This window comes from Mesorhizobium sp. Pch-S (genome assembly GCF_004136315.1).
GTDB lineage: Bacteria > Pseudomonadota > Alphaproteobacteria > Rhizobiales > Rhizobiaceae > Mesorhizobium.
The window spans coordinates 2,886,282-2,910,273 of the sequence record NZ_CP029562.1 but is presented as its reverse complement, the minus strand read 5'-3'; the positions used below and the strand labels follow the sequence as shown (position 1 = coordinate 2,910,273).

Annotated in this window: 24 protein-coding genes and 1 pseudogene; 12 read left to right on the top strand and 13 right to left on the bottom strand. The window is 61.5% G+C overall.

Translation table 11 applies throughout. The features are described from left to right. Nucleotides 1-2 precede the first annotated feature (2 nt). The 6 genes from tolQ to C1M53_RS13505 all read right to left on the bottom strand — a co-directional run bounded on the left by tolQ (nucleotide 3) and on the right by C1M53_RS13505 (nucleotide 4,381). The gene (tolQ, locus tag C1M53_RS13530) at nucleotides 3-716 is read right to left on the bottom strand and encodes a protein TolQ (RefSeq protein ID WP_129412716.1); all 714 of its coding nucleotides are present in this window, start codon (nucleotides 714-716) and stop codon (nucleotides 3-5) included. 346 nt (nucleotides 717-1,062) lie between these two features. Beyond that, nucleotides 1,063-1,524, bottom strand: coding sequence for a tol-pal system-associated acyl-CoA thioesterase (gene ybgC, locus C1M53_RS13525; protein ID WP_129412715.1), 462 nt, complete (start codon nucleotides 1,522-1,524; stop codon nucleotides 1,063-1,065). A 3-nt stretch (nucleotides 1,525-1,527) separates the two neighbouring features. Beyond that, the gene (gene ruvB, locus C1M53_RS13520) at nucleotides 1,528-2,568 is read right to left on the bottom strand and encodes a Holliday junction branch migration DNA helicase RuvB (RefSeq protein ID WP_129412714.1); all 1,041 of its coding nucleotides are present in this window, start codon (nucleotides 2,566-2,568) and stop codon (nucleotides 1,528-1,530) included. A 43-nt stretch (nucleotides 2,569-2,611) separates the two neighbouring features. Beyond that, entirely contained in the window at nucleotides 2,612-3,232 is a 621-nt protein-coding gene (gene ruvA / locus C1M53_RS13515) for a Holliday junction branch migration protein RuvA (RefSeq protein WP_129412713.1), read from the bottom strand. 13 nt (nucleotides 3,233-3,245) lie between these two features. Next, nucleotides 3,246-3,752 (bottom strand): crossover junction endodeoxyribonuclease RuvC, encoded by a 507-nt coding sequence (ruvC, locus tag C1M53_RS13510; protein WP_129412712.1) that lies wholly within the window; start codon nucleotides 3,750-3,752, stop codon nucleotides 3,246-3,248. A 95-nt stretch (nucleotides 3,753-3,847) separates the two neighbouring features. Next, nucleotides 3,848-4,381: a DUF1465 family protein gene (locus tag C1M53_RS13505; protein ID WP_129412711.1), complete on the bottom strand. Its 534-nt coding sequence runs from the start codon at nucleotides 4,379-4,381 to the stop codon at nucleotides 3,848-3,850. A 545-nt stretch (nucleotides 4,382-4,926) separates the two neighbouring features. Between C1M53_RS13505 and C1M53_RS13500 the strand changes: the two genes are divergently transcribed. Beyond that, nucleotides 4,927-5,304: a hypothetical protein gene (locus C1M53_RS13500; protein ID WP_129412710.1), complete on the top strand. Its 378-nt coding sequence runs from the start codon at nucleotides 4,927-4,929 to the stop codon at nucleotides 5,302-5,304. Nucleotides 5,305-5,432: 128 nt separating this feature from the next. On the opposite strand, the gene C1M53_RS13495 is transcribed toward C1M53_RS13500, so the two are convergent. From C1M53_RS13495 to C1M53_RS13485, 3 genes are all read right to left on the bottom strand, one after another. Continuing rightward, entirely contained in the window at nucleotides 5,433-7,073 is a 1,641-nt protein-coding gene (locus tag C1M53_RS13495) for an acyl-CoA synthetase (protein ID WP_129412709.1), read from the bottom strand. A gap of 58 nt (nucleotides 7,074-7,131) precedes the next feature. After that, a complete protein-coding gene (locus C1M53_RS13490) occupies nucleotides 7,132-7,899 on the bottom strand; it encodes a sulfite exporter TauE/SafE family protein (protein WP_129412708.1) in 768 nt (255 codons plus the stop codon). A gap of 88 nt (nucleotides 7,900-7,987) precedes the next feature. Then, nucleotides 7,988-8,713 carry a class I SAM-dependent methyltransferase gene (locus C1M53_RS13485; protein ID WP_129412707.1) on the bottom strand — a complete coding sequence of 242 codons (726 nt, stop codon included), beginning with the start codon at nucleotides 8,711-8,713 and terminating at the stop codon, nucleotides 7,988-7,990. 129 nt (nucleotides 8,714-8,842) lie between these two features. Between C1M53_RS13485 and C1M53_RS13480 the strand changes: the two genes are divergently transcribed. The 11 genes from C1M53_RS13480 to serA all read left to right on the top strand — a co-directional run bounded on the left by C1M53_RS13480 (nucleotide 8,843) and on the right by serA (nucleotide 20,143). Beyond that, the gene (locus C1M53_RS13480; protein ID WP_129412706.1) at nucleotides 8,843-9,301 is read left to right on the top strand and encodes a GNAT family N-acetyltransferase; all 459 of its coding nucleotides are present in this window, start codon (nucleotides 8,843-8,845) and stop codon (nucleotides 9,299-9,301) included. Nucleotides 9,302-9,400: 99 nt separating this feature from the next. Continuing rightward, nucleotides 9,401-10,048, top strand: coding sequence for a thiamine phosphate synthase (locus C1M53_RS13475; RefSeq protein ID WP_129412705.1), 648 nt, complete (start codon nucleotides 9,401-9,403; stop codon nucleotides 10,046-10,048). 404 nt (nucleotides 10,049-10,452) lie between these two features. Continuing rightward, nucleotides 10,453-11,415 (top strand): tetratricopeptide repeat protein, encoded by a 963-nt coding sequence (locus C1M53_RS13470; RefSeq protein ID WP_245488597.1) that lies wholly within the window; start codon nucleotides 10,453-10,455, stop codon nucleotides 11,413-11,415. Nucleotides 11,416-11,532: 117 nt separating this feature from the next. Continuing rightward, on the top strand, nucleotides 11,533-12,099 hold the full coding sequence (gene efp / locus C1M53_RS13465; RefSeq protein WP_129412704.1) for an elongation factor P: 567 nt from the start codon (nucleotides 11,533-11,535) through the stop codon (nucleotides 12,097-12,099). Between the two features lie 89 nt (nucleotides 12,100-12,188). Beyond that, on the top strand, nucleotides 12,189-12,989 hold the full coding sequence (locus C1M53_RS13460; RefSeq protein ID WP_129412703.1) for an inositol monophosphatase family protein: 801 nt from the start codon (nucleotides 12,189-12,191) through the stop codon (nucleotides 12,987-12,989). A gap of 179 nt (nucleotides 12,990-13,168) precedes the next feature. After that, complete coding sequence (locus tag C1M53_RS13455; RefSeq protein ID WP_129412702.1) at nucleotides 13,169-13,861, top strand: hemolysin III family protein; 693 nt, start codon at nucleotides 13,169-13,171, stop codon at nucleotides 13,859-13,861. Nucleotides 13,862-13,951: 90 nt separating this feature from the next. After that, entirely contained in the window at nucleotides 13,952-14,974 is a 1,023-nt protein-coding gene (locus C1M53_RS13450) for a MotA/TolQ/ExbB proton channel family protein (protein ID WP_129412701.1), read from the top strand. Continuing rightward, nucleotides 14,975-16,006 (top strand): peptidoglycan -binding protein, encoded by a 1,032-nt coding sequence (locus tag C1M53_RS13445; protein WP_129412700.1) that lies wholly within the window; start codon nucleotides 14,975-14,977, stop codon nucleotides 16,004-16,006. It abuts the gene before it with no gap. A gap of 151 nt (nucleotides 16,007-16,157) precedes the next feature. After that, on the top strand, nucleotides 16,158-17,042 hold the full coding sequence (locus tag C1M53_RS13440; RefSeq protein ID WP_129412699.1) for an outer membrane beta-barrel protein: 885 nt from the start codon (nucleotides 16,158-16,160) through the stop codon (nucleotides 17,040-17,042). 198 nt (nucleotides 17,043-17,240) lie between these two features. Further along, complete coding sequence (locus C1M53_RS13435; protein WP_129412698.1) at nucleotides 17,241-18,416, top strand: phosphoserine transaminase; 1,176 nt, start codon at nucleotides 17,241-17,243, stop codon at nucleotides 18,414-18,416. A gap of 125 nt (nucleotides 18,417-18,541) precedes the next feature. Further along, entirely contained in the window at nucleotides 18,542-20,143 is a 1,602-nt protein-coding gene (serA, locus tag C1M53_RS13430) for a phosphoglycerate dehydrogenase (protein ID WP_129412697.1), read from the top strand. Nucleotides 20,144-20,312: 169 nt separating this feature from the next. Here serA and C1M53_RS13425 read toward each other — a convergent pair whose 3' ends face one another. The 4 genes and pseudogenes from C1M53_RS13425 to C1M53_RS13415 form a co-directional block, all read right to left on the bottom strand. Beyond that, entirely contained in the window at nucleotides 20,313-20,930 is a 618-nt protein-coding gene (locus C1M53_RS13425; RefSeq protein ID WP_129412696.1) for a ParB-like protein, read from the bottom strand. A gap of 116 nt (nucleotides 20,931-21,046) precedes the next feature. After that, on the bottom strand, nucleotides 21,047-21,508 hold the full coding sequence (locus C1M53_RS32510; RefSeq protein ID WP_348630053.1) for a sodium-independent anion transporter: 462 nt from the start codon (nucleotides 21,506-21,508) through the stop codon (nucleotides 21,047-21,049). A gap of 141 nt (nucleotides 21,509-21,649) precedes the next feature. Beyond that, nucleotides 21,650-22,746, bottom strand: a pseudogene (locus C1M53_RS32505) (solute carrier family 23 protein); the annotation flags it as partial. Between the two features lie 128 nt (nucleotides 22,747-22,874). After that, nucleotides 22,875-23,765, bottom strand: a complete 891-nt coding sequence (locus C1M53_RS13415) for a DMT family transporter (protein ID WP_129412695.1) — start codon at nucleotides 23,763-23,765, stop codon at nucleotides 22,875-22,877. Nucleotides 23,766-23,992: the final 227 nt, after the last annotated feature.

The window sequence follows — 23,992 nt, the reverse complement described above, 5'->3', positions numbered from 1 at the left end:
CCTCAGGCGGCCTTCTGGGCCACTTTCTCATCGATTTGGCGCGACAGTATGGCGGAGAACTCGTCGGCGAAGCCCTCCATGCGCACCGCGATCTTGCCAGCGTCCGACGACAGCTTGTTGTAGGCGATGACAGCGGGGATAGCCGCGAGCAGGCCGATTGCCGTTGCCAGCAGCGCCTCCGCGATACCGGGCGCCACGACGGCGAGGTTGGTCGACTTCGAACCGGCGATGGCCTGGAACGAGGTCATGATGCCGACGACCGTGCCGAACAGGCCGATGAAGGGTGCTGCCGAGCCGATGGTGGCGAGGAAGCCGAGGCGACCCTCCAGGCGCTCCATCTCGCGCGTCAGCGCCAGATCCATCGCCTTGTCGATGCGGGTCTGCAGCGCGAGCGGCGACTTGGCGCCTTTCTCGAAGCTCTTCTTCCATTCGCGCATGGCGGCCACGAAGATGGCGCCCATGCCCACGGTCTTGCGTTCGGCTAGATTGCGGTAAAGCTCTTCCAGCGACTGTCCCGACCAGAACACCTGCTCGAAGCGGTTGAGCGCGACGCGCAGGCGCGCATAGGAAATCAGCTTGTCGACGACGATGGCCCAGGTCCAGACCGAAGCACCGATAAGGCCCAGCATGACCAGCTTGACCACCCAGCCGGCCTGCATGAACAAGCCCCAAATCGACAGTTGCGCGCCCGGATCGGCGAGTGCGATGTTTTCCATGGTTCGTTCCTTAAGAATTCCCGGGCCCGGCTCGCCGCTAGCCCCCTGGCGCTCTACCCCTTGTGGTCCGTTCGCGCGAAGCTTCCGGAAATGCCCAAAAGGCGCCTTTCGCGGCCTTTTCACGACAAATATTGGTAAAACGAAGGCACGGACGCCTCCAAACTTCACCAATGTCTTCATGAACCGTTATGGTTAAGGAGAGGTTAGGAATCGCGATCGTTGTGCGGCGCAGCATCCCTGCCGGGCAAACATCGGGTCACAATGGAGTGAAGAGGTCGCCTGGAGCGCTTCCGCCTTTACGCAATTCCGGACGGAAAACCGCTACACACGTTTCCCGGAACTACGCTTAGCGACCCTTCGGCATGAAGGCGGCCACCCATTCCTTGGGGAAACGACGCGGCCGGCCATTTTCGCCGATGATCGCGGCCTCCACCCTGGCATCGACCAGCACTTCCGCATCGCGTTTGAGCTGCTGCGCCATGAAAATGCGTGCGCCGGAGATGTCGTCAGCACGCGTATCCACCGTCAGGATGTCGTCTATGCGGGCCGGCGAGCGGAAGTCTATCTCCATGCGGCGGACTACCCAGACGATCTTTTCACCATGCTTGCCCTCGGCAAGTTCGGTGTGATGGACGCCGGCGAGCCGCAGGAAATCCGAGCGGCCGCGCTCCAGGAACTCGAGATAGCGGGCATGGTAGACGACGCCGGAGAAATCGGTGTCGGCATAATACACCCGCGCCATCAGCCGATGACCGAATTCGGTCAGCGCGCCGGAAATGCCGCCGAGCAGATCGTCCGCACCGGACATCGATCAATCCCCTTCCTGGAAGAGATTGATCTGCTGCTGGGCGAGATCGCGCGGCACCTCCAGGCCGAGATGCCTCCAGGCATTGGCCGTCAGCATGCGCCCACGCGGGGTGCGCTGGATGAAGCCCTGCTGGATCAGATAAGGCTCGATGATATCCTCGATCGCATCCCGCGGCTCCGAGAGACCCGCTGCGATCGTTTCGATACCGACCGGTCCGCCGCCGAAATTCATGGCGATCATGGAAAGATAGCGCCGGTCGAGCTGGTCGAGGCCGAGCGCATCGACTTCGAGCCGCGACAGCGCTTCGTCGGCGACCTTGCGCGATACGGTCTCGGCGCCGGCGACCGACGCGAAATCGCGGACGCGGCGCAGCAGGCGCCCGGCAATACGCGGCGTGCCACGGGCACGACGTGCGATCTCGACGGCGCCATCATCGGCGATCGGCATGCTGAGGATGCGCGCGCCGCGCCGCACGATCAGCTCCAGTTCCTCGACCGTGTAGAAATTCAGCCGCACCGGGATGCCGAAACGATCGCGCAGCGGATTGGTGATGAGACCGAGCCGCGTCGTGGCGGCGACCAGCGTGAAACGGGCGAGATCGATCTTGACCGAGCGAGCCGCCGGTCCCTCGCCGATGATCAGGTCGAGCTGGAAATCCTCCATCGCCGGATAGAGGATTTCCTCCACTGCCGGACTGAGCCGATGGATCTCGTCGATGAAAAGAACGTCGCGGTCTTCCAGATTGGTCAGCAATGCCGCGAGGTCGCCGGCCTTGGCGATCACCGGGCCCGATGTCGAGCGGAAATTGACGCCCATCTCGCGCGCCATGATCTGCGCCAGCGTGGTCTTGCCCAGACCTGGCGGACCGACGAACAGGACATGGTCGAGTGCATCGCCACGCCCCTTGGCCGCCTCGATGAAGACCTTGAGGTTCGCACGCGCAGCCGCCTGGCCGACGAAGTCGTCCAGCGTCTGCGGGCGCAGCGTCTGGTCGGCATCCTCGCCACGCTTTTCGGACGAGATGAGACGGGGGGCGGTATTCATGCCCCTCTCCTCGCACGGCAAAGGAGTCCGGACAAGCTGCGCGTCACCGCGCCAGTTCCTTCAGCCCCAGCCTGATCAGCTTGGCCGAATCGGCTCCGTCGCCGGCAGCCTTCAAGGCAGCAGCCACGGCGTTGGCAGCGATGTCACGCGAGTAGCCAAGATTGGTGAGCGCCGATACCGCATCGGCGACGGGTGCTGCTGCCACGCCCTCACCCAGCTCCTGCTTCAGGCCGATGGTGCCTGAAGCCTCGCCTGCAAAGGCCGGCGCCTTGGTCTTCAGCTCGGTGACGATGCGTTCGGCGACCTTCTTGCCGACACCGGGCGCCCGAGACACCATGGCGATGTCGCGCAGGGCTATTGCATTGGCGAGGTCGGACGGCGACAGGGTCGACAGGATCGCCAGCGCAACCTTGGCACCGACGCCCTGGACATTGTTCATCAGCAGGCGAAACCATTCCCGCTCAAGCGCGGTCTGGAAACCATAGAGGCGGATCATGTCCTCGCGCACATAGGTTTCGATGTGCAGCACCACCGCTTCCCCCGGCCCCGGCAAGGCCGAGAGCGTTCGCGCGGAGCAATAGGCGACATAGCCGACGCCGTGCACATCGACGAGGCAATGATCCTCTTCGATTTCGTCGACAGTGCCCTTCAGCTTGCCTATCATCCCGATTGCCCCGTCATGCCACAGCCAAACGATAGGCCATGCTCTGCCGATGATGCGCATGGCAGATGGCGATCGCCAGGGCGTCGGCAGCATCGTCGGTGTCGAAGGCTGCTTTCGGCAACAGCACTTTCACCATCATGTGGATCTGCTTCTTGTCGCCATGGCCTACGCCGATCACCGTTTTCTTGACCGCATTGGGCGCATATTCGGCCACCAGCAATCCCGCGCGGGCCGGCACCAGCATGGCGATGCCGCGCGCCTGACCGAGCTTCAGCGTCGCCGACGCATCCTTGTTGACGAAAGTCTGCTCGACGGCGGCTTCCTGCGGCATCAGTTGATGCAGCACCTCGGCCAGCCCGTCGTGCAGCTGGCACAAGCGCGCCGCCAGCGCCGCCTTGTCGTCGGAGCGTACGGTACCCGCTGCGACAAAACGCAGTGAATTGCCCAGGCTTTCAACGACACCCCAACCGGTGCGCCGCAACCCAGGATCGATACCGATGATGCGAATCGTTTCCGCCATGCGCGAAGTCTACCTTTCGCGCAGAGCGATGCCAGAGAAATGTGAACAAACCAGAAACAGCCCGTGGATCGAGAGCTGCGTACCGAAACTCCGGCTCAGCCGCCGGCAAAGGCCGTCTTGAGCAGCGTGATCTGGTCGGATACCGGGTTGGAACGGCGGTTGGCTGGCTGTGCATGAACCGTGCTGCCGTTGCCGTAGATTTCCTCATCCATGCGCCGTACCAGCGACTGCAGGCGCAGCGATCTGTTGACGAGATCGAGGAAGTCGTCCGGCAATTCGCTCCAGCCGGCGGCCTCGCTATGCGCCGAGGCGGTGTCCAGCCGCACCTTGGATTTCTCCGAAGCAACCTGGTCGCGTGTCATTTCGCCGGAATTCGCAGCCCGCTGCAGGAGCAGCCAGGACGCGATCTGCATGAGCCGTGTCGTCAAGCGCATCGATTCAGCGGCATAGAGCGTTGCAGCCAGCCGCGACAGCTTCTTGGCTTCGAGACGACCCTTGCCGTCCAGATACTCAGCCGTGCGCTCCACGAGCCCCATGCCTTCGTCATAGAGCGGCTTGAACGACTGCGAAAAAACCCTTCGCTCGGCCAACTTGATCGTGTTCGCGCTTTCCTTGGAAGGCTCGCTCATTTCCTGTTCCGTATTCGCATTCTTCCGGCCGAATCGGCATCATGCCGCCGGTTTCCAAGCCTATATGTCAGTGGCTAAGAAAATGCGCCGGGACTTCTCGCAAGGCAAGCACATGTTTAACAAACGGTTAACGGCGGCTCTTCGGCAGTCGAGACGCCCTGGCGGCAGGACAAAAAAAGAGCCGCGATAAGGCGGCTCTCAGGAGTTTAACAGGGAGGCGTCAAACAAAGTGGCTCCAACCACTCGGTAAGAATCCAGATCACTGGATGCACATAGTAAACGCTCGTAAAGCTTAATGAACTCTTAACAGTGCCCGATTTTTTTTAGGAACCCGGCTGCAGGTGTGCCGTATCAGCACAGCAGCGGCCACCACCGGCGATCCCGACAGAGTGAAAAGCCTCACTCTCAATTTCCTTCTTCTTGCAGTATCTTTCCCGGGAAATCGGTAACGGTGCCAGCTCGCGAAGATCAGGACGAAAGCCGTTGCCGCAAACGTTTGCGCTCTCGTCTGCAACGACAAGACGATCAACCTGGGGGAACCATCCATGCAAGGCGTGTCTCGGAACTTCTTTGCGCTCGCTATCGTCTATGCGCTGTGCGGCATGGCGTTGGGCCTGCACATGGCGATCAGCCAGGATCACACTGAAATGCCGGTCCATGCACATGCACTGGTCGCGGGCTGGCTGACATCCGCGGTCTTTGCCATCTTCTACCACCTGTTTCCGGCAGCTCGGGAAACAAGGCTGGCAACGATCCATTTCTGGCTGACGGCGCTGAGCGGCATCGGCTTGCTGGTGACGCTCTACATCCTGCTGGCTGGAAACACCGCCATTGAACCCGTGGTCGGCATCTGCTCGATCCTGTTCTTTGCGGCCATGCTGCTGTTCGCGGTCATTGCCCTGCCGGTGCTGCGCAAGGCATGATCCGAATACCTCGGCCGGCATTAGAGAGCCACCGCGCGCCCATTTGGACGCGCAAAGGGCGCTCTAGCACTTTTTAGCTGCGCATCGTGCTTTCCGAAAAAATCGATCCCGATTTTCGGGCCGATGCGCTAGCCGGCCTTTGCCATCTCCCGCAATCGGAACTTCTGGATTTTACCCGTCGAGGTCTTGGGTATCTCATGGAAGATGATGGCCTTTGGCACCTTGAAGCGGGCAAGGAGCCCGCGGCAATGCTCGATGATTTCAGCCTCCGTCGCTGCCTTGCCCGGCTTCAATTCGACATAGGCCACCGGCACTTCACCCCATTTGTCGTCAGCACGGGCGACCACGCCGCAGGACGCGACGGCCGGGTGCTTGTAGAGCGCATCCTCGACTTCGATCGAAGAGATGTTCTCGCCGCCGGAAATGATGATGTCCTTGGAGCGATCCTTGAGCTGGATGTAGCCGTCGGGATGCATGACGCCGAGATCGCCGGAATGGAACCAGCCGCCGGCGAACGCCTCGTCCGTCGCCTTGCGGTTCTTCAGGTAACCCTTCATGACGATGTTGCCGCGAAACATCACCTCGCCGATGGTCTCACCGTCCGCCGGCGTCTTTTCCATCGTGGCTGGATCCATCACCGTCAGGCCTTCCAGCGCCGCATAACGCACGCCCTGACGCGCCTTCCTGGCGGTGCGCGTGCCCTTGTCCAGCGCGTCCCATTCGCCATGCCATTCGTTGACGACGGCAGGTCCGTAGGTTTCGGTCAGACCGTAGAGATGGGTCACCGAGAAGCCGGCATCAGCCATTCCCGACAGCACCGCTTCGGGCGGTGGAGCCGCCGCGGTATTGAAGGTGACGGTCTGCGAGAAAGCGCGCTTGTCGTCGTCGCTGGCGTTGATCAGTGTCGCCATCACGACGGGTGCGCCGCAAAGATGCGTGACACCATGGTCGGCGATGGCGTCATACATGCCTTTCGCCCGCACCCAGCGCAGGCAGACATGCGTTCCTGCCTGCACGGCCAGCGTCCAGGGGAAGCACCAGCCATTGCAGTGGAACATCGGCAGCGTCCACAGATAGACGGCGTGCTTGCCCATGCCGGCGTGAATGGTGTTGGTGTAGGCCATCAAGGCAGCGCCGCGATGGTGATAGACGACGCCCTTGGGATTTCCGGTGGTACCCGACGTATAGTTCAGCGAGATCGCGTCCCACTCGTCGTCGGGCATCGCCCAGGCAAAATCCGGCCCACCACCCGCGACGAATTCGTCGTAGTCGCGCGAACCGATGCGCTCACCCTTCGGATAAGGCGCATCCGTCGCATAGTCCGGATCGTCGTAGTCGATGACCAGCGGCTTTGCCCTGGCCAGCGCCAGCGCCTCCTTCATCACACCGGAAAACTCGCGGTCCACGATCAGCACCTTCGTCTCGGCATGGTCGAGTTGAAACGCGATGACGGCTGCATCGAGGCGCGTGTTGAGCGAATGCAGCACCGCTTTCACCATCGGAACGCCGAAATGCACTTCCAGCATCGGCGGGGTGTTGGAGAGCATCACGGTCACGGTATCGCCCTTGCCGATACCCTCTTTGGCCAATGCGGATGCCAATTGCAGCGAGCGGCGCCAGAAATCCCGGTACGTGATGCGCTGGCTGCCATGAATGATGGCGACATGGTCGGGATAGGTCTTGGCAGCCCGCTCCAGGAACGACAGCGGCGTCAACGGTTGGTGATTGGCCGGATTCTTGTCGAGATCCAGCGCATAGGGGTTCGTCATCCCGCCCTCCGAAACGATACCTGCATTTCTAAGCACAGCCGGAGAGCATCGTCATCCTCTACACAAGGCTGACGATACCGTCCCACAACAGCTTGATCGCCACCAACGCGATCGTCGCGTAGGTGAACGGATAAAACACTTCCGGCCGCATGCGCCGTACCAGCCAGGCACCCGCCAGGGTCGACAGCGGCGCAAATGGCATCAGGACCGCCGATGCTGCGAGATTGGCGGCGTCGAACTGACCGAGCGCGAAATAGGGGACGAGCTTGATGGCATTGACGATGGCGAAGAACACCACGCCGGTCGCCGTCAGCACTTTCGGATCCATCCGCAGCGGCATCGTGTAGACCTGGAACGGAGGTCCGCCGACATGGGCGACAAAACTGGTGAATCCGGCGATCGTTCCCCAGAAGGCGGCCTGCGGCTTGTTCGGCTTCGACACATGGGAGCTACCATGCCTGTAGGTGACATAGAGCCAACGCCCGACAAAGGCGATGGTGACGGCGCCAACGATGAAGCGCACCATATCCGCCGTCACGAATGCCGCCGTCGCCCAGCCGATGCCGATGCCGACGAGTGCACCCGGCAGCATGTCCACCAGCGTTGCCTTGTCGTGCTGGCCACGCCAGGTCCACAGCGAAACGATATCCATGACCACCAGGATCGGTAGCAGGATAGCGGCCGCCTGCACCGGCGATATTGCCAGCGCCATCAGTGGCACACCGATCAGGCCGAAGCCGCCGACCCCACCCTTGGTGAGCCCGACCAGGATGACCGCAGGCACGGCGACGGCGTAAAACCAGGGATCGGTGAGCAGAGCTGACATGCCGGGGAGGATATGCCTGATGGTATGGTGTCTTTTACCTAGCGTATCGGCTTGAAAATCGGAATCGATTTTCAGAAACCATCACACGTCAGCGACGAGCGGACACCAGCAGGAACATCGGGCGCTCGAGCTCTTCCGCCAGCTCAGGGCGGATGGCGATCTGCTCGGCAGACGGGCAGAATTCCTCGACATGCGTCAGCACAAAGCCCGCTGCCATCAACGCATTCAATGTGGTGCCGATCGTTCGATGATATTTGACGACACCCTTTGCCAGCCAGTCGGTTGTCCGCCGCCCTTCGATGAAATAGCGGTCGACAGGCCACGTCTTCTTGCCTTCGGCATCGATCGACCAGCCCGGGTTGGTCGGTGCCATCAGCACGGGATGTTCGGTTGAAAACACAAACATGCCGCCCGGCGCCAGCGCCCGGAAGACCGTGGCGAAAAGCCGGCCGACATCCTCGACATAGTGCAGCGCCAAAGACGAATAGGCGATGTCGTAGGCAGCAGCCGGAAGTCCCAGTTCCTCTAGGTCGGCGCGCCGGTATTCGATCGAGGCATCCGAGGTGGCAGCAGCGCGTTCGAGCATCTTTTCCGAAACATCGAGTCCGAGCACGCTCGCCGCACCCTGCTCGTGAGCCCAGCGGCAGAACCAGCCGAAGCCGCAGCCGAGATCGACGACACGACGGTTTTCGATATCCGGTAGCATTGCCTGCAGTGCCGGCCACTCCGGAGCACCAGCCAGTCCTTCCGTTGAGCGAGCGAGACTGCTGTAGCCGGCGAAAAACTCCGGCCGGTCATAGATGTTCTGCGCCATGGTGATTGCCTTTCGCCGTCATCATAAGGAGATCTCTCCGTCGTGCCAACGCGTTGAGCTCGCTGGACACAGACTTGCCCGTACGCAGCCAGCCGCCTATTGCGGAGGCGGAACACGGAGAAACCTTGCATGGTCGATATTGCCTTCCGTCGCGCTGAGCGAAGTGACGTCGCCGCGATCGTCGGGATGCTGGCCGACGACTTGCTGGGCAGCAACCGCGAAGACACCCGCGCGCGCCTCGCCGAAGCTTATCTGACCGCGTTCGCAGCGATCGACGCCGATCCCAACCAGTTGCTGGCGGTCATGACCGAAGCTGGTCGCGTGGTTGGTACGCTGCAACTGACCTTTATCCCCGGGCTTTCCCGTAAAGGCGCGCTGCGAGGCCAGATCGAAGCCGTGCGCGTGGCACGGGACCGCCAAAGCGGAGGTCTAGGCCAGAGGATGATCGAATGGGCTATCGATCAATGCCGCAAGCGCGGCTGCGCGCTCGTACAGCTCACCACCGACCGCAGCCGTCACGATGCCCATCGTTTCTACGAACGCCTTGGCTTCAAGCAAACCCATTTGGGCTACAAGATCGACCTCTGACGACTGCACGCCCGCGCCTGTTCAAGACCACATCATTCGTCTATGCCGCAATCCAACCATCTTCGCCCCGCATAGGCGAACCCGGAACCAGATATCGCCATGACCGAAACCACACCACCCGACCGCTGCCGCATCGTGCTCATTCCGCCGGCTGGCACACCTGCAGAGCGCGTTGTCGCGGCCTTCGCCGGCGGTGACATTGCATCGCTGATCCTGCCTCAGGACGATCGGGATGAAGACAGTTTCCAGGCCTACGCGGAAAAAATCGTGCCGGCTGCGCAAGCCGCCGGCATCGCCGTGGTGATTGCCGGCGACAGCCGCATTGCCGGGCGCGTCAAGGCCGATGGCATCCATATCGAAGCCGGCAAGGCAGAACTTGCCGACGCCATCGACCGCCTGCAGGATCGCATGATGGTGGGCGTCGGCGGTGCCAAGACACGCGATGATGCGTTGGGACTCGGCGAGGAACGCCCGGACTACATCTTCTTTGGCCGTTTCGGCTTCGACAACAAACCGGAGCCGCACCCGCGCAACCTCTCACTCGGCCAATGGTGGGCCGAGATGATCGAAATTCCCTGCATCGTCATGGCAGGCTCCGATGTCGCCTCGGTGGAGGCCGTGGCCGCAACCGGAGCGGAATTCGTGGCCCTTTCCGCGGCCGTTTTCGCCGAAGGTGCGGAGCCCGCCACCGTGATCGCCAAGGCAAACGCCTTGCTCGATGAAACGGCGCCTCGCTTCGAGGACTGACGATGCGCCTGCGCTTTGCCCTTGCCGGTATGTTCGCTGTCGGTTTCGCCCTCTCACAGGCGCAAGCCGAGACAGCCGAAGCGCCGAAACCGGCGCAGGAAACGGCAAACCCTGGGAATCTTTCCGCCGGGGCCCCAAAGCCGGGATCCGGCAAGAGCGACGCAGAGGTCCCTCCAACGGTTGCACCAGGCACTCCGTCTCCTGTACCGCCGGTAGCCGCGCCATCGCCAAAAGACTCGGCGGCACAAGCCCCTGCACTTGCCCCGACGGCGCCGGCGACCGGCACGTCGCAACAGGCATCGCCGCAGCCGTCGACGGATTCGCCAGTTCAGCCAGCGGCAGAAACACCCGGAACCTCTCAGACGGCGCCAGCCGAACCAATCCCTTCGGCGGAACCACCACAGCTGCCGCAGCCGATACCCCTGCCTGATTCATCAACGACGGCGAAGAAGGGCGACCGCCCGATCGCCAATCCGTTGCCGCAACCGGCGACAACGGCAGAACCGGCAACGAAGATCGACCCGGCCCGCTTCGGCGGCAAGGCGCCGGATGCTGCCTATGGCGCGTATCAGCGCGGTCTCTACAAGACGGCCTACAATCTGGCCTTGGAACGTGCCAAACAGGGTGATGCTCCGGCCCAGACCCTGGTGGCGGAAATCCTGGCGCGCGGGCTGGGCATGCCGGCCAACGCCGCAGAAGCTGCCAAATGGTACCAGCGCGCAGCTGAACAAGGCGTGCCGGAGGCGCAGTTCCAATATGCGCTGATCCTGATCGACGGACGCCAGGTCAAGAAAGACGAAAAGAAGGCCCAGGTTCTGCTGCAGGCAGCGGCCGAGGCTGGCAATCCGCTGGCGCAGTTCAATCTCGCACAGCTGCTTTTGGAGCAGGATCCGGGCGAAGCGGGTCTTACCCGCGCCGTTCTCTATTATCAAAAAGCGGCCGAGACCGGCCTGGCGGATGCCCAGTACGCAATGGCGCAGATCTACGCCAACGGTGCCGGCGGCAAGACCAAGGACGACACAGAGGCAAGAAAGCTTCTGGTTCTGGCCGCACAGCAGAATTACGACACCGCCCAGCTCGACCTCGGCCAATGGCTGATCGACGGACGTGGCGGCAAGCGGGACCTGAAATCCGGCTTCAACTGGACAAAGCGCGCGGCCGAAGGCGGCAATGTCGCAGCCCAGAACAGGCTGGCAAAACTCTACGAGGGCGGCATCGGCGTCGATGGCGATCTGGTCACTGCCGCGGCATGGTTCATTGTCGCGCGCCGGGCCGGCCTCGCCGACCCCCAGATGGACGACTTCATGCAGGGCCTGGATGAAGAACAGACCAAGCAGGCGTTGCAAAAGGCCAACCGGCTACCCTGACGACCTTGCAAACGGACAGGCATTTTGCCGCCTCTCTTGCCTCTTTCGGCAAATTATGGTCTTGGAGGCGCCGAAATCGCCCTTTCGGCGCACCTCTTTTTCCGGATCAAATCAACCATGGCCAAGATCAACGGCAACGAAATCCGTCCCGGTAACGTCATCGAGCATGACGGCGGCCTCTGGGTTGCGGTGAAGACCAATGCGGTGAAACCCGGCAAGGGCGGTGCCTACAACCAGGTCGAACTCAAGAACCTCATCAACGGCACCAAGCTCAACGAAAGGTTCCGCGCTGCCGAGACGGTCGAAAAGGTGCGCCTGGAACAGAAGGACTTCTCCTTCCTCTACGAGCAGGGAGAGATGCTGGTGTTCATGGACACCGAAAGCTATGAGCAGCTTGAGTTGCAGAAAGATTTCGTCGGTGACCGCGCTGCCTTCCTGCAGGACGGCATGACCGTCACCGTGGAACTCTACGAAGAAAAGCCGATCGGCATCGCACTGCCGGATCAGGTCACGCTGACCATCACCGAGGCTGACCCTGTCGTGAAGGGCCAGACGGCGGCTTCGTCCTACAAGCCGGCGGTGCTCGAGAACGGCATCCGCGTTCTGGTCCCGCCATTCATCTCGTCGGGCGAACGCATCATCGTCGACACCAACGAAATCACCTACATTCGCCGCGCGGACTGATATCCAGGGCCGGCAGCTCGACCGGCCTGCCTGCATTTTTGAGGCCAGGCCAGCACCAGTTGGCCCCTGTACACCAAGGACTACCCAGCATGGCGCGTTCCGCCCTTCTCAATGTCATGGTCCAGGCCGCGATGAAGGCGGGCCGCTCGCTGTCGCGCGACTTCGGCGAAGTGCAGAACCTGCAGGTCTCGATGAAGGGGCCGGGCGACTATGTCAGCCAGGCCGACCGCAAGGCCGAGGACATCATCTTTACCGAACTTTCCAAGGCGCGGCCAGGCTACGCCTTCCTGATGGAAGAGCGCGGCATGGTCGGCGGGGACGACGATCAGCACCGCTGGATCGTCGACCCGCTGGACGGCACCACCAATTTCCTGCACGGCATTCCGATCTTCTCGGTCTCGATCGCGCTGGAACGCCAGGGCCAGATCGTTGCCGGTGTCATCTACAACCCCGCCATGGATGAGCTCTACACGGCGGAGCGTGGCGGCGGAGCCTTCATGAACGATCGCCGGCTGCGAGTCGCTGCGCGCAACAAGCTGTCCGACACGGTGATCGGCTGCGGCGTACCACATCTCGGCCGCGGGCATCATGGCAATTTCCTGATCGAGCTGCGCAATGTGATGGCCGAAGTCTCCGGTATTCGTCGCCTCGGCTCGGCAGCACTCGATCTTGCCTATGTCGCCGCAGGCCGCATGGACGGCTATTGGGAAGACAAGCTCTCGGCCTGGGACATTGCTGCCGGCATCCTGATGGTGCGCGAAGCAGGTGGCTATGTCTCTGATCCGGATGGCGGCCAGGGCATGCTGGAAAGCGGCAGCCTCGTCGCTGGCAATGAGGCGATCCACCGCGCGCTGCTCGCGACGCTGAAGAAGCCGATCGCCGCACGCTGACGCGCAGTGCGCATCCGTTCGGACGCGCAGAATGCTCTGACACCTTGAATGCACACATCGGCCCAAAATCGAGCACGATTTTGGGCCGATGTGTGAACTATGCCGCAGCCACGAAACCGTTACAGAAGCTTGAAATACTCGCCTGCGACTGCCCAGATAAGACGAATGCAGGTGAACCCATGAGCGAAGGCCGGCCCGAGACGGCTATCGACATCCCCTTTGTCGGGCGATGGCACTATTCGCGCGCCGAGATGATCGCGGACGGCATTGTCCATGCGGTGGGCATCATGTTGGCGATTGCCGCGGGTTCGGCCATGCTGACCCTGGCTGCCTTTCACGCCGGACCTGGCGAATATGTAGCTGCGGTGTTTTATGTCGTCGCGCTGCTCACGGTTCTTTCCGTATCGATGGCCTACAACCTCTGGCCGGTGACATCGCGCGTGAAGTGGCTGCTGCGCCGCTTCGACCACGCGGCGATCTACCTGCTGATCGCAGCAACCTACACGCCGTTCCTGGCCCAGCTCGGCGATGCCGCGCTCGCCGGCTGGATGCTGGGCCTGATCTGGACGGCAGCCGTTGCCGGTATCGCCATCAAGGTCTTCCTGCCCGGTCGCTTCGACCGCCTTGCCATTGTCTTTTACCTGGCCATCGGCTGGAGCGGCATCGTTCTGGTGGAGCCGCTTGTCGGAACGCTGCCACCAACGGCCATCGGCCTGCTGCTCGCCGGTGGCATCGTCTATTCGTTGGGCGTCGTCTTCTTTGTCTGGAAGGGTTTGCGCTTCCATAACGCGCTGTGGCACGGCTTCGTGGTCACCGGCGCGGGCCTGCATTTTGCGGCCATGCTGGACAGCCTGGTCATCAACCGGCTGTGACACAGCATTTCGGCGCCTTCCAATTTCGTCACATTTCCGTTTAGAGTCACGGCAATCCTATTCGGCGACGACATCGCAAACGGGGCAGGAATGACCTTTCTCAAATCCATGACTGCTGGCCGGGGTTCGGATGTGCTGAGCTACGATCCGCACAAGCTTTCCAGCCCGCAGGTTTTCGTGCTGACTATGGTGATATTTCTGGCCATCGTCGCCTTCATCGCCATTGTCCTTTCCCGTCAGATCCAGACGGCTTTCGTTACCAATCCCGGCCTCAACGGCTTGATCGTCGGCGTGCTTGTCGTCGGCATCCTGCTGGCATTCGTCCAGGTTGGCAGGCTGTTTCGCGAAGTGCGCTGGGTGAATTCGTTCCGGGCTGGTTCCGAAACCACCGAGCCGGTGCTGCTTGCCCCTATGAAAGCGATGATCGGTCGCTCGTCCTCGCTCGCTTTTTCGACCAGCGCCATGCGGACGATGCTCGACTCGATCGGCACCCGTCTCGACGAAAGCCGCGACACCTCGCGCTATCTGGTCGGATTGCTGGTTTTTCTCGGCCTGCTCGGCACCTTCTGGGGCCTGCTGCATACGATCGGTTCGATCAGCGAGACGATCCAGTCGCTCGATCCCGGCTCGGGCGACGCAGCAGCCGTGCTCGATGCGTTGAAGCAGGGCCTGTCAGCTCCCTTGTCCGGCATGGGCACGGCTTTTTCGTCCTCGCTGTTCGGCCTTTCCGGTTCACTTGTGCTTGGTTTCCTCGACCTGCAGGCCGGCCGTGCGCAGAACCGCTTCTACACCGAGCTTGAGAACTGGCTGTCGACGGTCACCGACCTTTCTTCAGACGTCGGCACCAGCGAAGCAACGCGTTCGGACTCCTCTGACGAATTGCGTGCCCTTTCGGAGCGCCTGCGTCATATGAGCGAGAGCGACAGTTCCAGCCCGCGGGTCGCGACCGCCATGGCCAATCTGGCCGATGGCATTTCCGGTCTGGTCAAGAACATGCGCTCGGAACAGCAGATCATGCGCGACTGGGTGGAAGCGCAATCCGACGAGCAGAAGGCGATGCGCGCCACATTGGAAAAGATCGCTGCGGCCCTGAAAAGCCGGGAGCCCAACTAAATGGCGCTCGCTAGAGGGCGACGCAGCTATCGCCACATCGACTATTGGCCGGGCTTTGTCGACGCGCTTTCAACGCTTCTGCTCGCCATCATGTTCCTGCTTTCCGTCTTCGTACTGGCGCAGTTCCTGCTCAGCCGCGAGATTTCGGGCAAGGATGTGGTGCTCAACCGGCTCAACGCACAGATCAACGAACTGACGCAGCTTCTGGCTCTGGAAAAGAGCAACAGTCAGGACGCCCAGGATTCGCTGGCCAATCTGCAGGCTTCACTCTCCGCAGTCGAGGCAGAAAAAAGCCGCCTGCAACAATTGCTGGACGCCGGCTCAGGTGCAGGCAATGCCGCCAGCCAGCGTGCGACCAAGCTGGAGGGAGAACTGGACACCGAACGCCAGGTCAGCCAGCGTGCATTGAGCCAGGTCGAGCTGCTCAACCAGCAGATTTCGGCATTGCGCAAGCAGATAGCCGCCCTTGAGGATGCGCTGAACGCGTCCGAAACACGAGACCGCGAATCCAACACAAAGATCGCCGATCTCGGTCGTCGCCTCAACGTCGCGCTCGCCCAGCGCGTGCAGGAGTTGAACCGCTACCGTTCGGATTTCTTCGGCCGCCTGCGTGAGATTCTTTCCGACCGCGAAAACATCCGCATCGTTGGCGATCGTTTCGTTTTCCAGTCCGAAGTGCTTTTCCCGGTCGGCTCCGAAGAAATCAACGATGCCGGCAAGGTCGAGATGAAGAAGCTGGCCGATGCGATCATCGAGCTGCAGAAGGAAATTCCGCCCGAGATCAACTGGGTGCTTCGTGTCGATGGACATACCGACAATCGGCAGCTTTCGGGTACCGGACGTTTCAAGGACAATTGGGAACTGTCGTCCGCACGCGCGACCTCCGTGGTCAAATTCCTGATCGCCAATGGTGTTCCGGCAAATCGGCTGGTCGCAGCGGGCTTCGGCGAATATCAGCCGCTGGATGCTGCCGAGACCGACGATGCACGATCCAAGAATCGCCGTATCGAGCTGAAGCTGACCGAACGCTGAGGCAGGACGTTCAAGCGTTCGCCAAGCTGAGCAAGATCAAATGGGTAACGGTTCGTTATCCTTAACGGTGACTTAACCACTATAGTTAAGAATGCTCTCAGACGGGGCCGTGATCGCGTGGTGATCGGCGCGGGTTTGGGAGCTTGAATCCATGCAATTCAAATTGCACATAGCGCTGGCTCTGGCTTCTGCAGTGCTTCTGCCGCCAATATCGGCGCTTGCTGCCGACTACGATCCGCCGATCTATGTTGATCAGGCGCCGGAATATCAACCGGTGGAAGTTGGTTCGGGATGGTATCTGCGCGGCGACGTCGGGTACAACTTCAACAAACCCTACAAGTATTTCGAGAACAGCGCGGCTTTCTCGTCAAGCACCAATCCGGTCTCCGGTTCGGTCGGCATAGGCTATCACCTCACCGATTACCTGCGCGCCGAGCTCAACCTCGGCCTCCTGCCGAAAAGCGAATTCTCGACTGACTTCCTGTCGAGCTGCGAGGGAACTCAGACGACGACGACGGTTATTCGCAATCCCGGCGTGGAAGATTCGGTTTTTGTCGACAGCCGGCGCGTATCGCAAAATTGCCAGGGGCAGAATGCCGGCACCAACAGTGCCTTCGATGGCACCGCCAACCTCTTCGTCGATCTCGGCACGTTTGCCGGAGTGACACCTTACATCGGCGGGGGCCTTGGCCTGATCTACTCCAGGTATCGCAGCTCGACGGGCGATCGCCATTGCACCGAACCGTCTCCCACAGTGATTCAGGGCGGCAACGTAACAACAACCACAGCTTTCAGGTGCGACGACGCTTCGACCTATGAGGGTTCTGCCGACGCGGAGAAGCAGCTTGGCCTGATCTATTCGCTCAATGCCGGCTTTGCCTATCAGGTCTCGAAGAACGTCGAACTCGACTTCGGCTACGAATACAAATCGGCACCGAGCGCGCGCTACGTTTCATTCGACAACAACGCCGTGGTCCTGAACAAGGGCATCGACTATCACCAGTTCAAGGTCGGTGTTCGCTACGATCTCTGGTAGGACACCTCCACTCTTCTGAAAAACAAACGGCAGGCTGCGGGCCTGCCGTTTGTTTTTGTGGCTTTGCCGTTGCCCCGAAGCGAATATCCCGCAAACGACAAAAACTTTGCTCTTGACGTCGGCAGGCTGAAGTCCTATCGCCGTCCGTGGGCCACCCCTCCCCACCGAGGGGCTTACTATCTGGAAGGATAGACCACGATGACTGCTCTCCCCACGCCGGACGTGCGTCCGGCCAACCCCAATTTCTCCTCAGGTCCCTGCGCGAAACGTCCCGGCTGGTCGGTCGAGGCGCTCAAGAATGCTGCCTTGGGTCGCTCGCACCGCGCCAAGATCGGCAAGGTCAAGCTGGCCGACGCCATCGACCTCACCCGTGAAATTCTGCAGGTCCCCGCCGACTATCGCATCGGCATCGTGCCGGCCTCCGACACCGGTGCCGTCGAAATGGCGCTCTGGTCGCTGCTCGGCGAGCGCGGCGTCGACATGGTCGCCTGGGAAAGCTTCGGCGCCGGCTGGATCACCGATGTGGTCAAGCAGCTGAAGCTCGAAGACGTGCGCAAGCTCGAAGCGCCTTACGGCGAACTGCCCGACCTGACCAAGATCGATTTCGACCGCGACGTCGTCTTCACCTGGAATGGTACGACGTCCGGCGTGCGCGTGCCCAACGGCGATTTCATTCCCGCCGACCGCAAGGGGCTGACCATCTGCGACGCCACGTCGGCGGCCTTCGCCCAGCGGCTCGATTTCGCCAAGCTCGACGTCGTCACCTTCTCCTGGCAGAAGGCGCTCGGTGGCGAAGGCGCACATGGCATGCTGATCCTGTCGCCGCGCGCCGTCGAGCGGCTTGAAACCTACAAGCCGGCCTGGCCGTTGCCCAAGATCTTCCGCCTGACCTCAGGCGGCAAGCTGATCGAAGGCATCTTCAAGGGCGAGACGATCAACACCCCCTCGATGCTGTGCGTTGAAGACTATCTCGATGCCTTGAACTGGGCGAAGCATCTGGGTGGCCTCGATGCGCTGATTGCCCGCGCCGATGCCAATTTCGCGACACTCGACGCTTTTGTGCAGAAATCGGCCTGGCTGGACAATCTGGCCGTGGTCCCGGGGACGCGTTCGAACACCTCGATCTGTCTCTCCATCGTCGATCCGGATGTCATCGCGCTCGACGCCGAGGGCCAGGCGGCCTTTGCCAAGGGCATCGTCTCGGCGCTCGACAAGCAAGGTGTTGCCTTCGACATCGGTCACTACCGCGATGCTCCTCCCGGACTTCGCATCTGGGCCGGCGCCACGGTCGAGACGGCAGATCTGGTTGCGCTGACCGCGTGGCTCGACTGGGCCTTTGCCAACCAGAAAGCGGCGTTCAAGGCTGCTGCCTGACACAGACTAGCGGCGGCCGCAGAGCATGATCCCGAAAAGTGGGAACCGGTTTTCGGGAAACATCATGCTCCAGCAAAGAGGCCGCCCTTTCCCTGACGATTCAATCACTCTTCAAGGAGGCAGCAATGGCGCCCCGCGTACTCGTTTCCGATAAACTCTCCACCACCGCCGTGCAGATCTTCAAGGATCGCGGCGTCGAGGTCGACTATCTGCCCGATCTCGGCAAGGACAAGGAAAAGCTGCTCGAAGTCATTGGCCAGTATGACGGTCTCGCCATCCGTTCCGCGACCAAGGTAACCGAGAAGCTGATTGCCGCGGCGACCAACCTGAAAGTCGTCGGGCGCGCCGGCATCGGCGTCGACAACGTTGATATTCCCGCCGCATCGCGGCGCGGTATCATCGTCATGAACACCCCCTTCGGCAATTCGATCACAACGGCGGAACATGCCATTGCGCTGATGTTCGCGGTCGCCCGCCAGATCCCGGAAGCCAATACCTCGACCCACGCCGGCAAATGGGAAAAGAACCGGTTCATGGGTGTCGAAATCACCAGCAAGACGCTCGGGCTGATCGGCTGCGGCAACATCGGCTCGATCGTCGCCACCCGCGCCGTCGGCCTGAAGATGCATGTCGTTGCTTTCGATCCGTTCCTGTCCGAACAGCGTGCGGAGGAGCTGGGCGTCGAGAAGGTGGATCTGGACGAGTTGCTTGCCCGTGCCGATTTCATCACCCTGCACACGCCGCTGACCGACAAGACGCGCAACATCATCAACGCCGAAGCCATCGCCAGGATGAAGGATGGCGTGCGCATCATCAACTGCGCACGCGGCGGCCTTGTGGTCGAGAAGGACCTGATCGCGGGCCTGAAGAGCGGCAAGGTAGCGGGTGCCGGCATCGACGTCTTCGAAGTCGAGCCGGCGGAGCAGAACGAGCTCTTCAACATGGAGAATGTCGTCTGCACGCCGCATCTTGGAGCCTCCACGTCGGAAGCGCAGGAGAACGTCGCGCTCCAGGTGGCCGAACAGATGGCGGATTACCTGGTCAAGGGTGCCGTCACCAACGCCATCAACATGCCTTCGATCACTGCGGAGGAAGCTCCCCGGCTGAAGCCCTTCGTCAAGCTGGCCGAAGTGCTCGGCGCCTTCGTTGGTCAGGTCACCGAAGACCCGATCAAGGAGGTCGAGATCCTGTTTGACGGCTCGACGGCACAGATGAACACCAAGGCGTTGATCAGTGCGGCCCTTGCCGGTCTGATTCGGCCTCAGGTGGCCGATGTGAACATGGTGTCTGCACCGATCATGGTGAAGGAGCGCGGCATCATCGTCGCCGAGGTCAAGCGCGACAAGTCAGGCGTCTTCGACGGCTACATCAAATTGACGGTCAAGACGGAACACATGACACGCTCGATCGCCGGCACCTGCTTTTCCGACGGCAAGCCGCGCTTCATCCAGATCAAGGGCATCAACCTCGACGCGGAGGTGGGCCAGCACATGCTCTACACCACCAACGCCGATGCGCCCGGCATCATCGGCCTGCTCGGCACGGTCTGCGGCGAGAACGGCGTCAACATCGCCAACTTCCAGCTCGGCCGCAATCGGCCGGGTGGCGATGCGATCGCGTTGCTCTACCTCGACGCTCCGTTCCCCGAAGAAGTTCTGGCCAAGTTGCGCGAGCACGAGACGATCGATTCGGCCAAGCGGCTGCAGTTCGACGTCGGTCCTGCCTGACCGCCTTCATTGACCGACTTCGAAGGGCGCGGGGCAAACGCCGCGACCTTCGGCATTCCTGGAGCGTTTCCGTTTTTCACGGAAACGCTCTAAGTTTTGCTTTCGCTGCATTTTGTAACGCCAAATGATCCCACCTGGCTGCAAAATGCTCTATGTCACGCCGGAATGCTCAGTCGTCGGGGCCGCTCCAGCCTGGCAGATGGCTTGCGGATTTATCCCGCGCCAGCGCAGTGGCCTTCCTGGCCGCCCTTTCGAAATTGTCGGCGAGTTGGCCGGCATCAACACGCCGCCGGAAAAAATCCGCCCAAAGGAATTCCGCGAACGGCGTCGTGTCCTTGGCATAACCGCCGGCTCGTCGCACCGCGCCGGCCAGACTGCGAAACGGATCATCGACCAGCCTGTCGACTGATTTCGGCAAGTCTTCGTAACCATGCCGGTGCCCCGACGCATCGAAAGGATGCATCCAGGCACGGTTGTCCAGGAACACCAGGAACTCGTCCTTGCTGAGCCGTGACAGGTCCGCGAGCACGCTGATCAGCACCTTTCCGATGCCCTCTTCGTGCAGGGCGCGGGCCAGATGGTGATGGTCGACGACGAAGGGACGCTGCTTTGGTCCGATCACCGCCGGGATGAAATGCACCCCGAGAAAATCATCCTTCTTGCCAGCCGGCAACGCGCGCAGCTCTTTGCGTTTGAGCGCGACCTCACGCAGGCCGACGGTCATTTGCGTCGGACGCAAATCGGCGACGGAAACCGGATGCAGGACTGGGACGATGTTCCGCGGCATGGCTCATCCTTCCGAAAGGCAATTCCAGGAAAAGTGTGCAACGGTTTTGCGTCCGGAATTGCGAAAGACCAAAAAAGTTAGAGCGTTTCCGCGTTTCCGCGAAAAACGGAAACGCTCTAGGTTGACGGCGACGGCGTCTGCCTACGCCCGGCCTGCTCGCCAGCGGCGATGTCTGCGATGGCATTGTCGACGCTGCGGAAAATGGCACTCTGCCCCAGCATCCCGACGATGCCGAACCGCTCCAGCGCCCTTTGTGCCCGCACCGTTTCCAACCGGGCGATGCGGAAGGAGATGCCGGTTTTCCGGCAGTGCTCGATCACCGTACGAAGGGCCTGCGCTGCCGTGAAGTCGATGTCGATGACGCTGCTGGCTTCAAAGACGACATGTTTCGGGGCACGGGCGTCGATCATGGCCCGGAAATCCTCAGCGAACCTCTCGGCGTTGACGAAGGAAAGCGGAGCCTGGAAGGCGACCACCAGCACGCCGGGAACACGCTCGCCTGTTGGCTCGGCTCCCGGCGGCCACCAGATCGACGTGCCGGGAACTTTCTCGAACTCGATCGCGGTCGCCTGGGTCATGCCCCAAAGGCCGTGCAGCAAGGAAAGTCCGATGCCGATCGCCACCCCGACCTCGATCGGAAGGGCGATGATGGCAATCGCTGTGATGATGATCAGCACGAATTCCAGCGGCGCCTGGCGAAACGTGCCGAACAACGTCTGCCAGCGCAGGATACGCATCGCAACGAAAAACAGGATGCCGGCAAGCGCCGCCTGCGGTACGTTTGCCAGCAGGCCTTTCCCGAACAGCACCAGCAAGAGCACGACTGCCGCTGCGATCAGACAGGAGAGCTGCGAGCGCCCGCCGGTCTCGCTGACGATGGCCGTGCGGGGCGGACTGGCATTCACGGGAAAGCGCCCGCCAGTCCGGACAGCAGGCTTGCCGCGCCGACACCGACGAAATCGCGGTTCACATCGGCAGGCCTGCCGGAATCGCCGGCGAAAGACCGCGTCGTGGCAGCCGTCTGCACCATGACGATGATCGCCACCAGCAGCGCCAGCGGAACCAGCGTACGCATGTCGTCGAAGGTTACCTGCGGCAGGCCAAGCCCCGGCAGACCGGCCGGCAAGCTACCCAATACCGCGACGCCACGACCCGTCATGTCGAAGGTGGTCACAGCCAGCGTGGCCAGTGCCAGCGCGATCAGCGCGCCTGGGATGCGCGCGCTGAGCCGCTCACATGCCATGACAATCGCGAACACCGCGACACCGAGCGCCAGGCTCCAGAGATTGACCTGGCCGAGGTCTGCCCTGACTGCCGCGAGACGCTGAAAAACATTGCCGCTTCCCGAGGGCAGGCCGAGCAGCTCGGGCAATTGCGATACCAGGATGTGTATGGCGATGCCGGCAAGAAAACCGGCCATCACCGGCACGGACAGGAGATCCGCGATCCAACCCAGCCTGAGCAATCCACCGACCAGCACGATCGCACCCACCATCAGCGCAAGCAGCGCGGCCATCGCCACATAGTGAGGCGAACCAGACGTCGCGATCAGCGCAAGTCCGCCGGCGAGGATCGGCGTGATGGTGGAATCGGCGCCCACCGACAGATGCCGGCTGGCACCAAACAGCGCAAAGGCAAGCACGGCCGCGATGAAGGCAAAAAAACCAGTTTCCGGTGAGAAATCGCCCAGGCGAGCCGTTGCAATCTGCTCGGGAATGGCAATTGCCGCGAGCGTCAGGCCCGCGAACAGGTCGCCGCCCAAGTCACGACTGCTCCAGCCTTGCAGGCCACGAAGAAAAAGGGCCGGTTTCGCCATTAGTGCCCCGACTCGATCTCCCGTCCCCTCCAGCATGTCCAGCTTCCCTTGCCGGGTCTTCACGGATCACCCTAGGCCATATCGTGCAAAGGACAAGCAGCCGATGGCCCCGAAGCTGCCGACGCCGTTCAGGCAGCCGAGCGACGGCTGCCATGCTCGGCCAGCCAGATACCGCCGAAAACCAATGCCAGGGCGATGGCGTGATAGACGTGGAAATCCTCACCCAGGATCAGGATTGACAGCAAGGTACCGAAAATCGGTACCAGGTTGATGAAAAGCCCGGCTCGGTTGGCACCGATCAGCTCGATGCCGCGAATATAGGTAAGCTGCGAGATCACCGAGGCGCCGAGCGCCGTGTAGAGTGTGATTGCCCATCCTGCCGGATCGGGGAAGATCGCCGTGCCGCTGGCGACTTCCCAGACGAAGAACGGCACCGAGACCACGAGTGCGGCGATCGACAAGGCCAACATCAGGCTCTGCCACTGCAGGGCAGGTTTCAGCCGCAGGCCGACCGAATAGCCGCTGTAGAGCACGACGGCGACGAGCATGATCGCATCGCCGAAGTTCAGGTTGAGTTTCAGGAGTTGGGACGGATCACCATGGCTGGCGGTAAGAACGACACCGACAATGGTGAGCAAGACGCCAAGTGCCTGCAGCCAGCCTATCCTGAGGCGGAAGAACAGGAAATTCGCGACGATGATCAGGATCGGCATGCTGGCCTGCTCGATCGAAACATTGATGGCGGTGGTGTAGTTCAGCGCCGCATAGAAAATCACATTGAAGAGCGAAAAGCCGCACGCACCGAGAACGAGAAGCAGGATCAGGTGGCGCCGGATGATCGGCCAGTCCTCGATGAAGGCGCGGCCGCCGATCGGCAGCAGGATGATGACGGCCATCACCCAGCGGAAGAAAACCAGCGTCATCGGCGAGACATGGCCTACCGCGAGTTTTCCAGCCACGGCGTTGCCGCCCCACAGCAGCGTGGTGACAAGAAGCAGAACATAGGCTTTGCGATGCATGCAGTCTCCGCCGGATCGGATCGAGGCGATGAAACCCCGACTATGGCGCTACCGCGCTCAAGTAAATGATGCCAAAAGCCAAAATCTTGTGCCGGGCGCATGATCCCGAAACGTTGCGGCCTTTCGGATCGAAATCATGTGCCAGAACAAAAGGATGGCTTTTCCGGCAAAGAAAGGGTCGCGCAACGAGGGGCTTGAGGCTATATGGGCCTGTCGTGGCGGGCTTC

Excerpts from the sequence above, each read along its gene's own strand:
- ruvB (WP_129412714.1), bottom strand. The coding sequence starts at position 2,568 with ATGAATACCGCCCCCCGTCTCATCTCGTCCGAAAAGCGTGGCGAGGAT.
- C1M53_RS13415 (WP_129412695.1), bottom strand. The coding sequence starts at position 23,765 with ATGCATCGCAAAGCCTATGTTCTGCTTCTTGTCACCACGCTGCTGTGG.
- ruvC (WP_129412712.1), bottom strand. The coding sequence starts at position 3,752 with ATGGCGGAAACGATTCGCATCATCGGTATCGATCCTGGGTTGCGGCGC.
- C1M53_RS13475 (WP_129412705.1), top strand. The coding sequence starts at position 9,401 with ATGACCGAAACCACACCACCCGACCGCTGCCGCATCGTGCTCATTCCG.
- C1M53_RS13440 (WP_129412699.1), top strand. The coding sequence starts at position 16,158 with ATGCAATTCAAATTGCACATAGCGCTGGCTCTGGCTTCTGCAGTGCTT.
- efp (WP_129412704.1), top strand. The coding sequence starts at position 11,533 with ATGGCCAAGATCAACGGCAACGAAATCCGTCCCGGTAACGTCATCGAG.
- C1M53_RS13505 (WP_129412711.1), bottom strand. The coding sequence starts at position 4,381 with ATGAGCGAGCCTTCCAAGGAAAGCGCGAACACGATCAAGTTGGCCGAG.
- C1M53_RS13445 (WP_129412700.1), top strand. The coding sequence starts at position 14,975 with ATGGCGCTCGCTAGAGGGCGACGCAGCTATCGCCACATCGACTATTGG.
- C1M53_RS13480 (WP_129412706.1), top strand. The coding sequence starts at position 8,843 with ATGGTCGATATTGCCTTCCGTCGCGCTGAGCGAAGTGACGTCGCCGCG.
- C1M53_RS13490 (WP_129412708.1), bottom strand. The coding sequence starts at position 7,899 with ATGTCAGCTCTGCTCACCGATCCCTGGTTTTACGCCGTCGCCGTGCCT.
- C1M53_RS13485 (WP_129412707.1), bottom strand. The coding sequence starts at position 8,713 with ATGGCGCAGAACATCTATGACCGGCCGGAGTTTTTCGCCGGCTACAGC.
- ybgC (WP_129412715.1), bottom strand. The coding sequence starts at position 1,524 with ATGTCCGGTGCGGACGATCTGCTCGGCGGCATTTCCGGCGCGCTGACC.
- C1M53_RS13450 (WP_129412701.1), top strand. The coding sequence starts at position 13,952 with ATGACCTTTCTCAAATCCATGACTGCTGGCCGGGGTTCGGATGTGCTG.
- C1M53_RS13460 (WP_129412703.1), top strand. The coding sequence starts at position 12,189 with ATGGCGCGTTCCGCCCTTCTCAATGTCATGGTCCAGGCCGCGATGAAG.
- C1M53_RS13455 (WP_129412702.1), top strand. The coding sequence starts at position 13,169 with ATGAGCGAAGGCCGGCCCGAGACGGCTATCGACATCCCCTTTGTCGGG.
- C1M53_RS13435 (WP_129412698.1), top strand. The coding sequence starts at position 17,241 with ATGACTGCTCTCCCCACGCCGGACGTGCGTCCGGCCAACCCCAATTTC.
- C1M53_RS13495 (WP_129412709.1), bottom strand. The coding sequence starts at position 7,073 with ATGACGAACCCCTATGCGCTGGATCTCGACAAGAATCCGGCCAATCAC.
- C1M53_RS32510 (WP_348630053.1), bottom strand. The coding sequence starts at position 21,508 with ATGACCCAGGCGACCGCGATCGAGTTCGAGAAAGTTCCCGGCACGTCG.
- C1M53_RS13500 (WP_129412710.1), top strand. The coding sequence starts at position 4,927 with ATGCAAGGCGTGTCTCGGAACTTCTTTGCGCTCGCTATCGTCTATGCG.
- tolQ (WP_129412716.1), bottom strand. The coding sequence starts at position 716 with ATGGAAAACATCGCACTCGCCGATCCGGGCGCGCAACTGTCGATTTGG.
- C1M53_RS13425 (WP_129412696.1), bottom strand. The coding sequence starts at position 20,930 with ATGCCGCGGAACATCGTCCCAGTCCTGCATCCGGTTTCCGTCGCCGAT.
- ruvA (WP_129412713.1), bottom strand. The coding sequence starts at position 3,232 with ATGATAGGCAAGCTGAAGGGCACTGTCGACGAAATCGAAGAGGATCAT.
- serA (WP_129412697.1), top strand. The coding sequence starts at position 18,542 with ATGGCGCCCCGCGTACTCGTTTCCGATAAACTCTCCACCACCGCCGTG.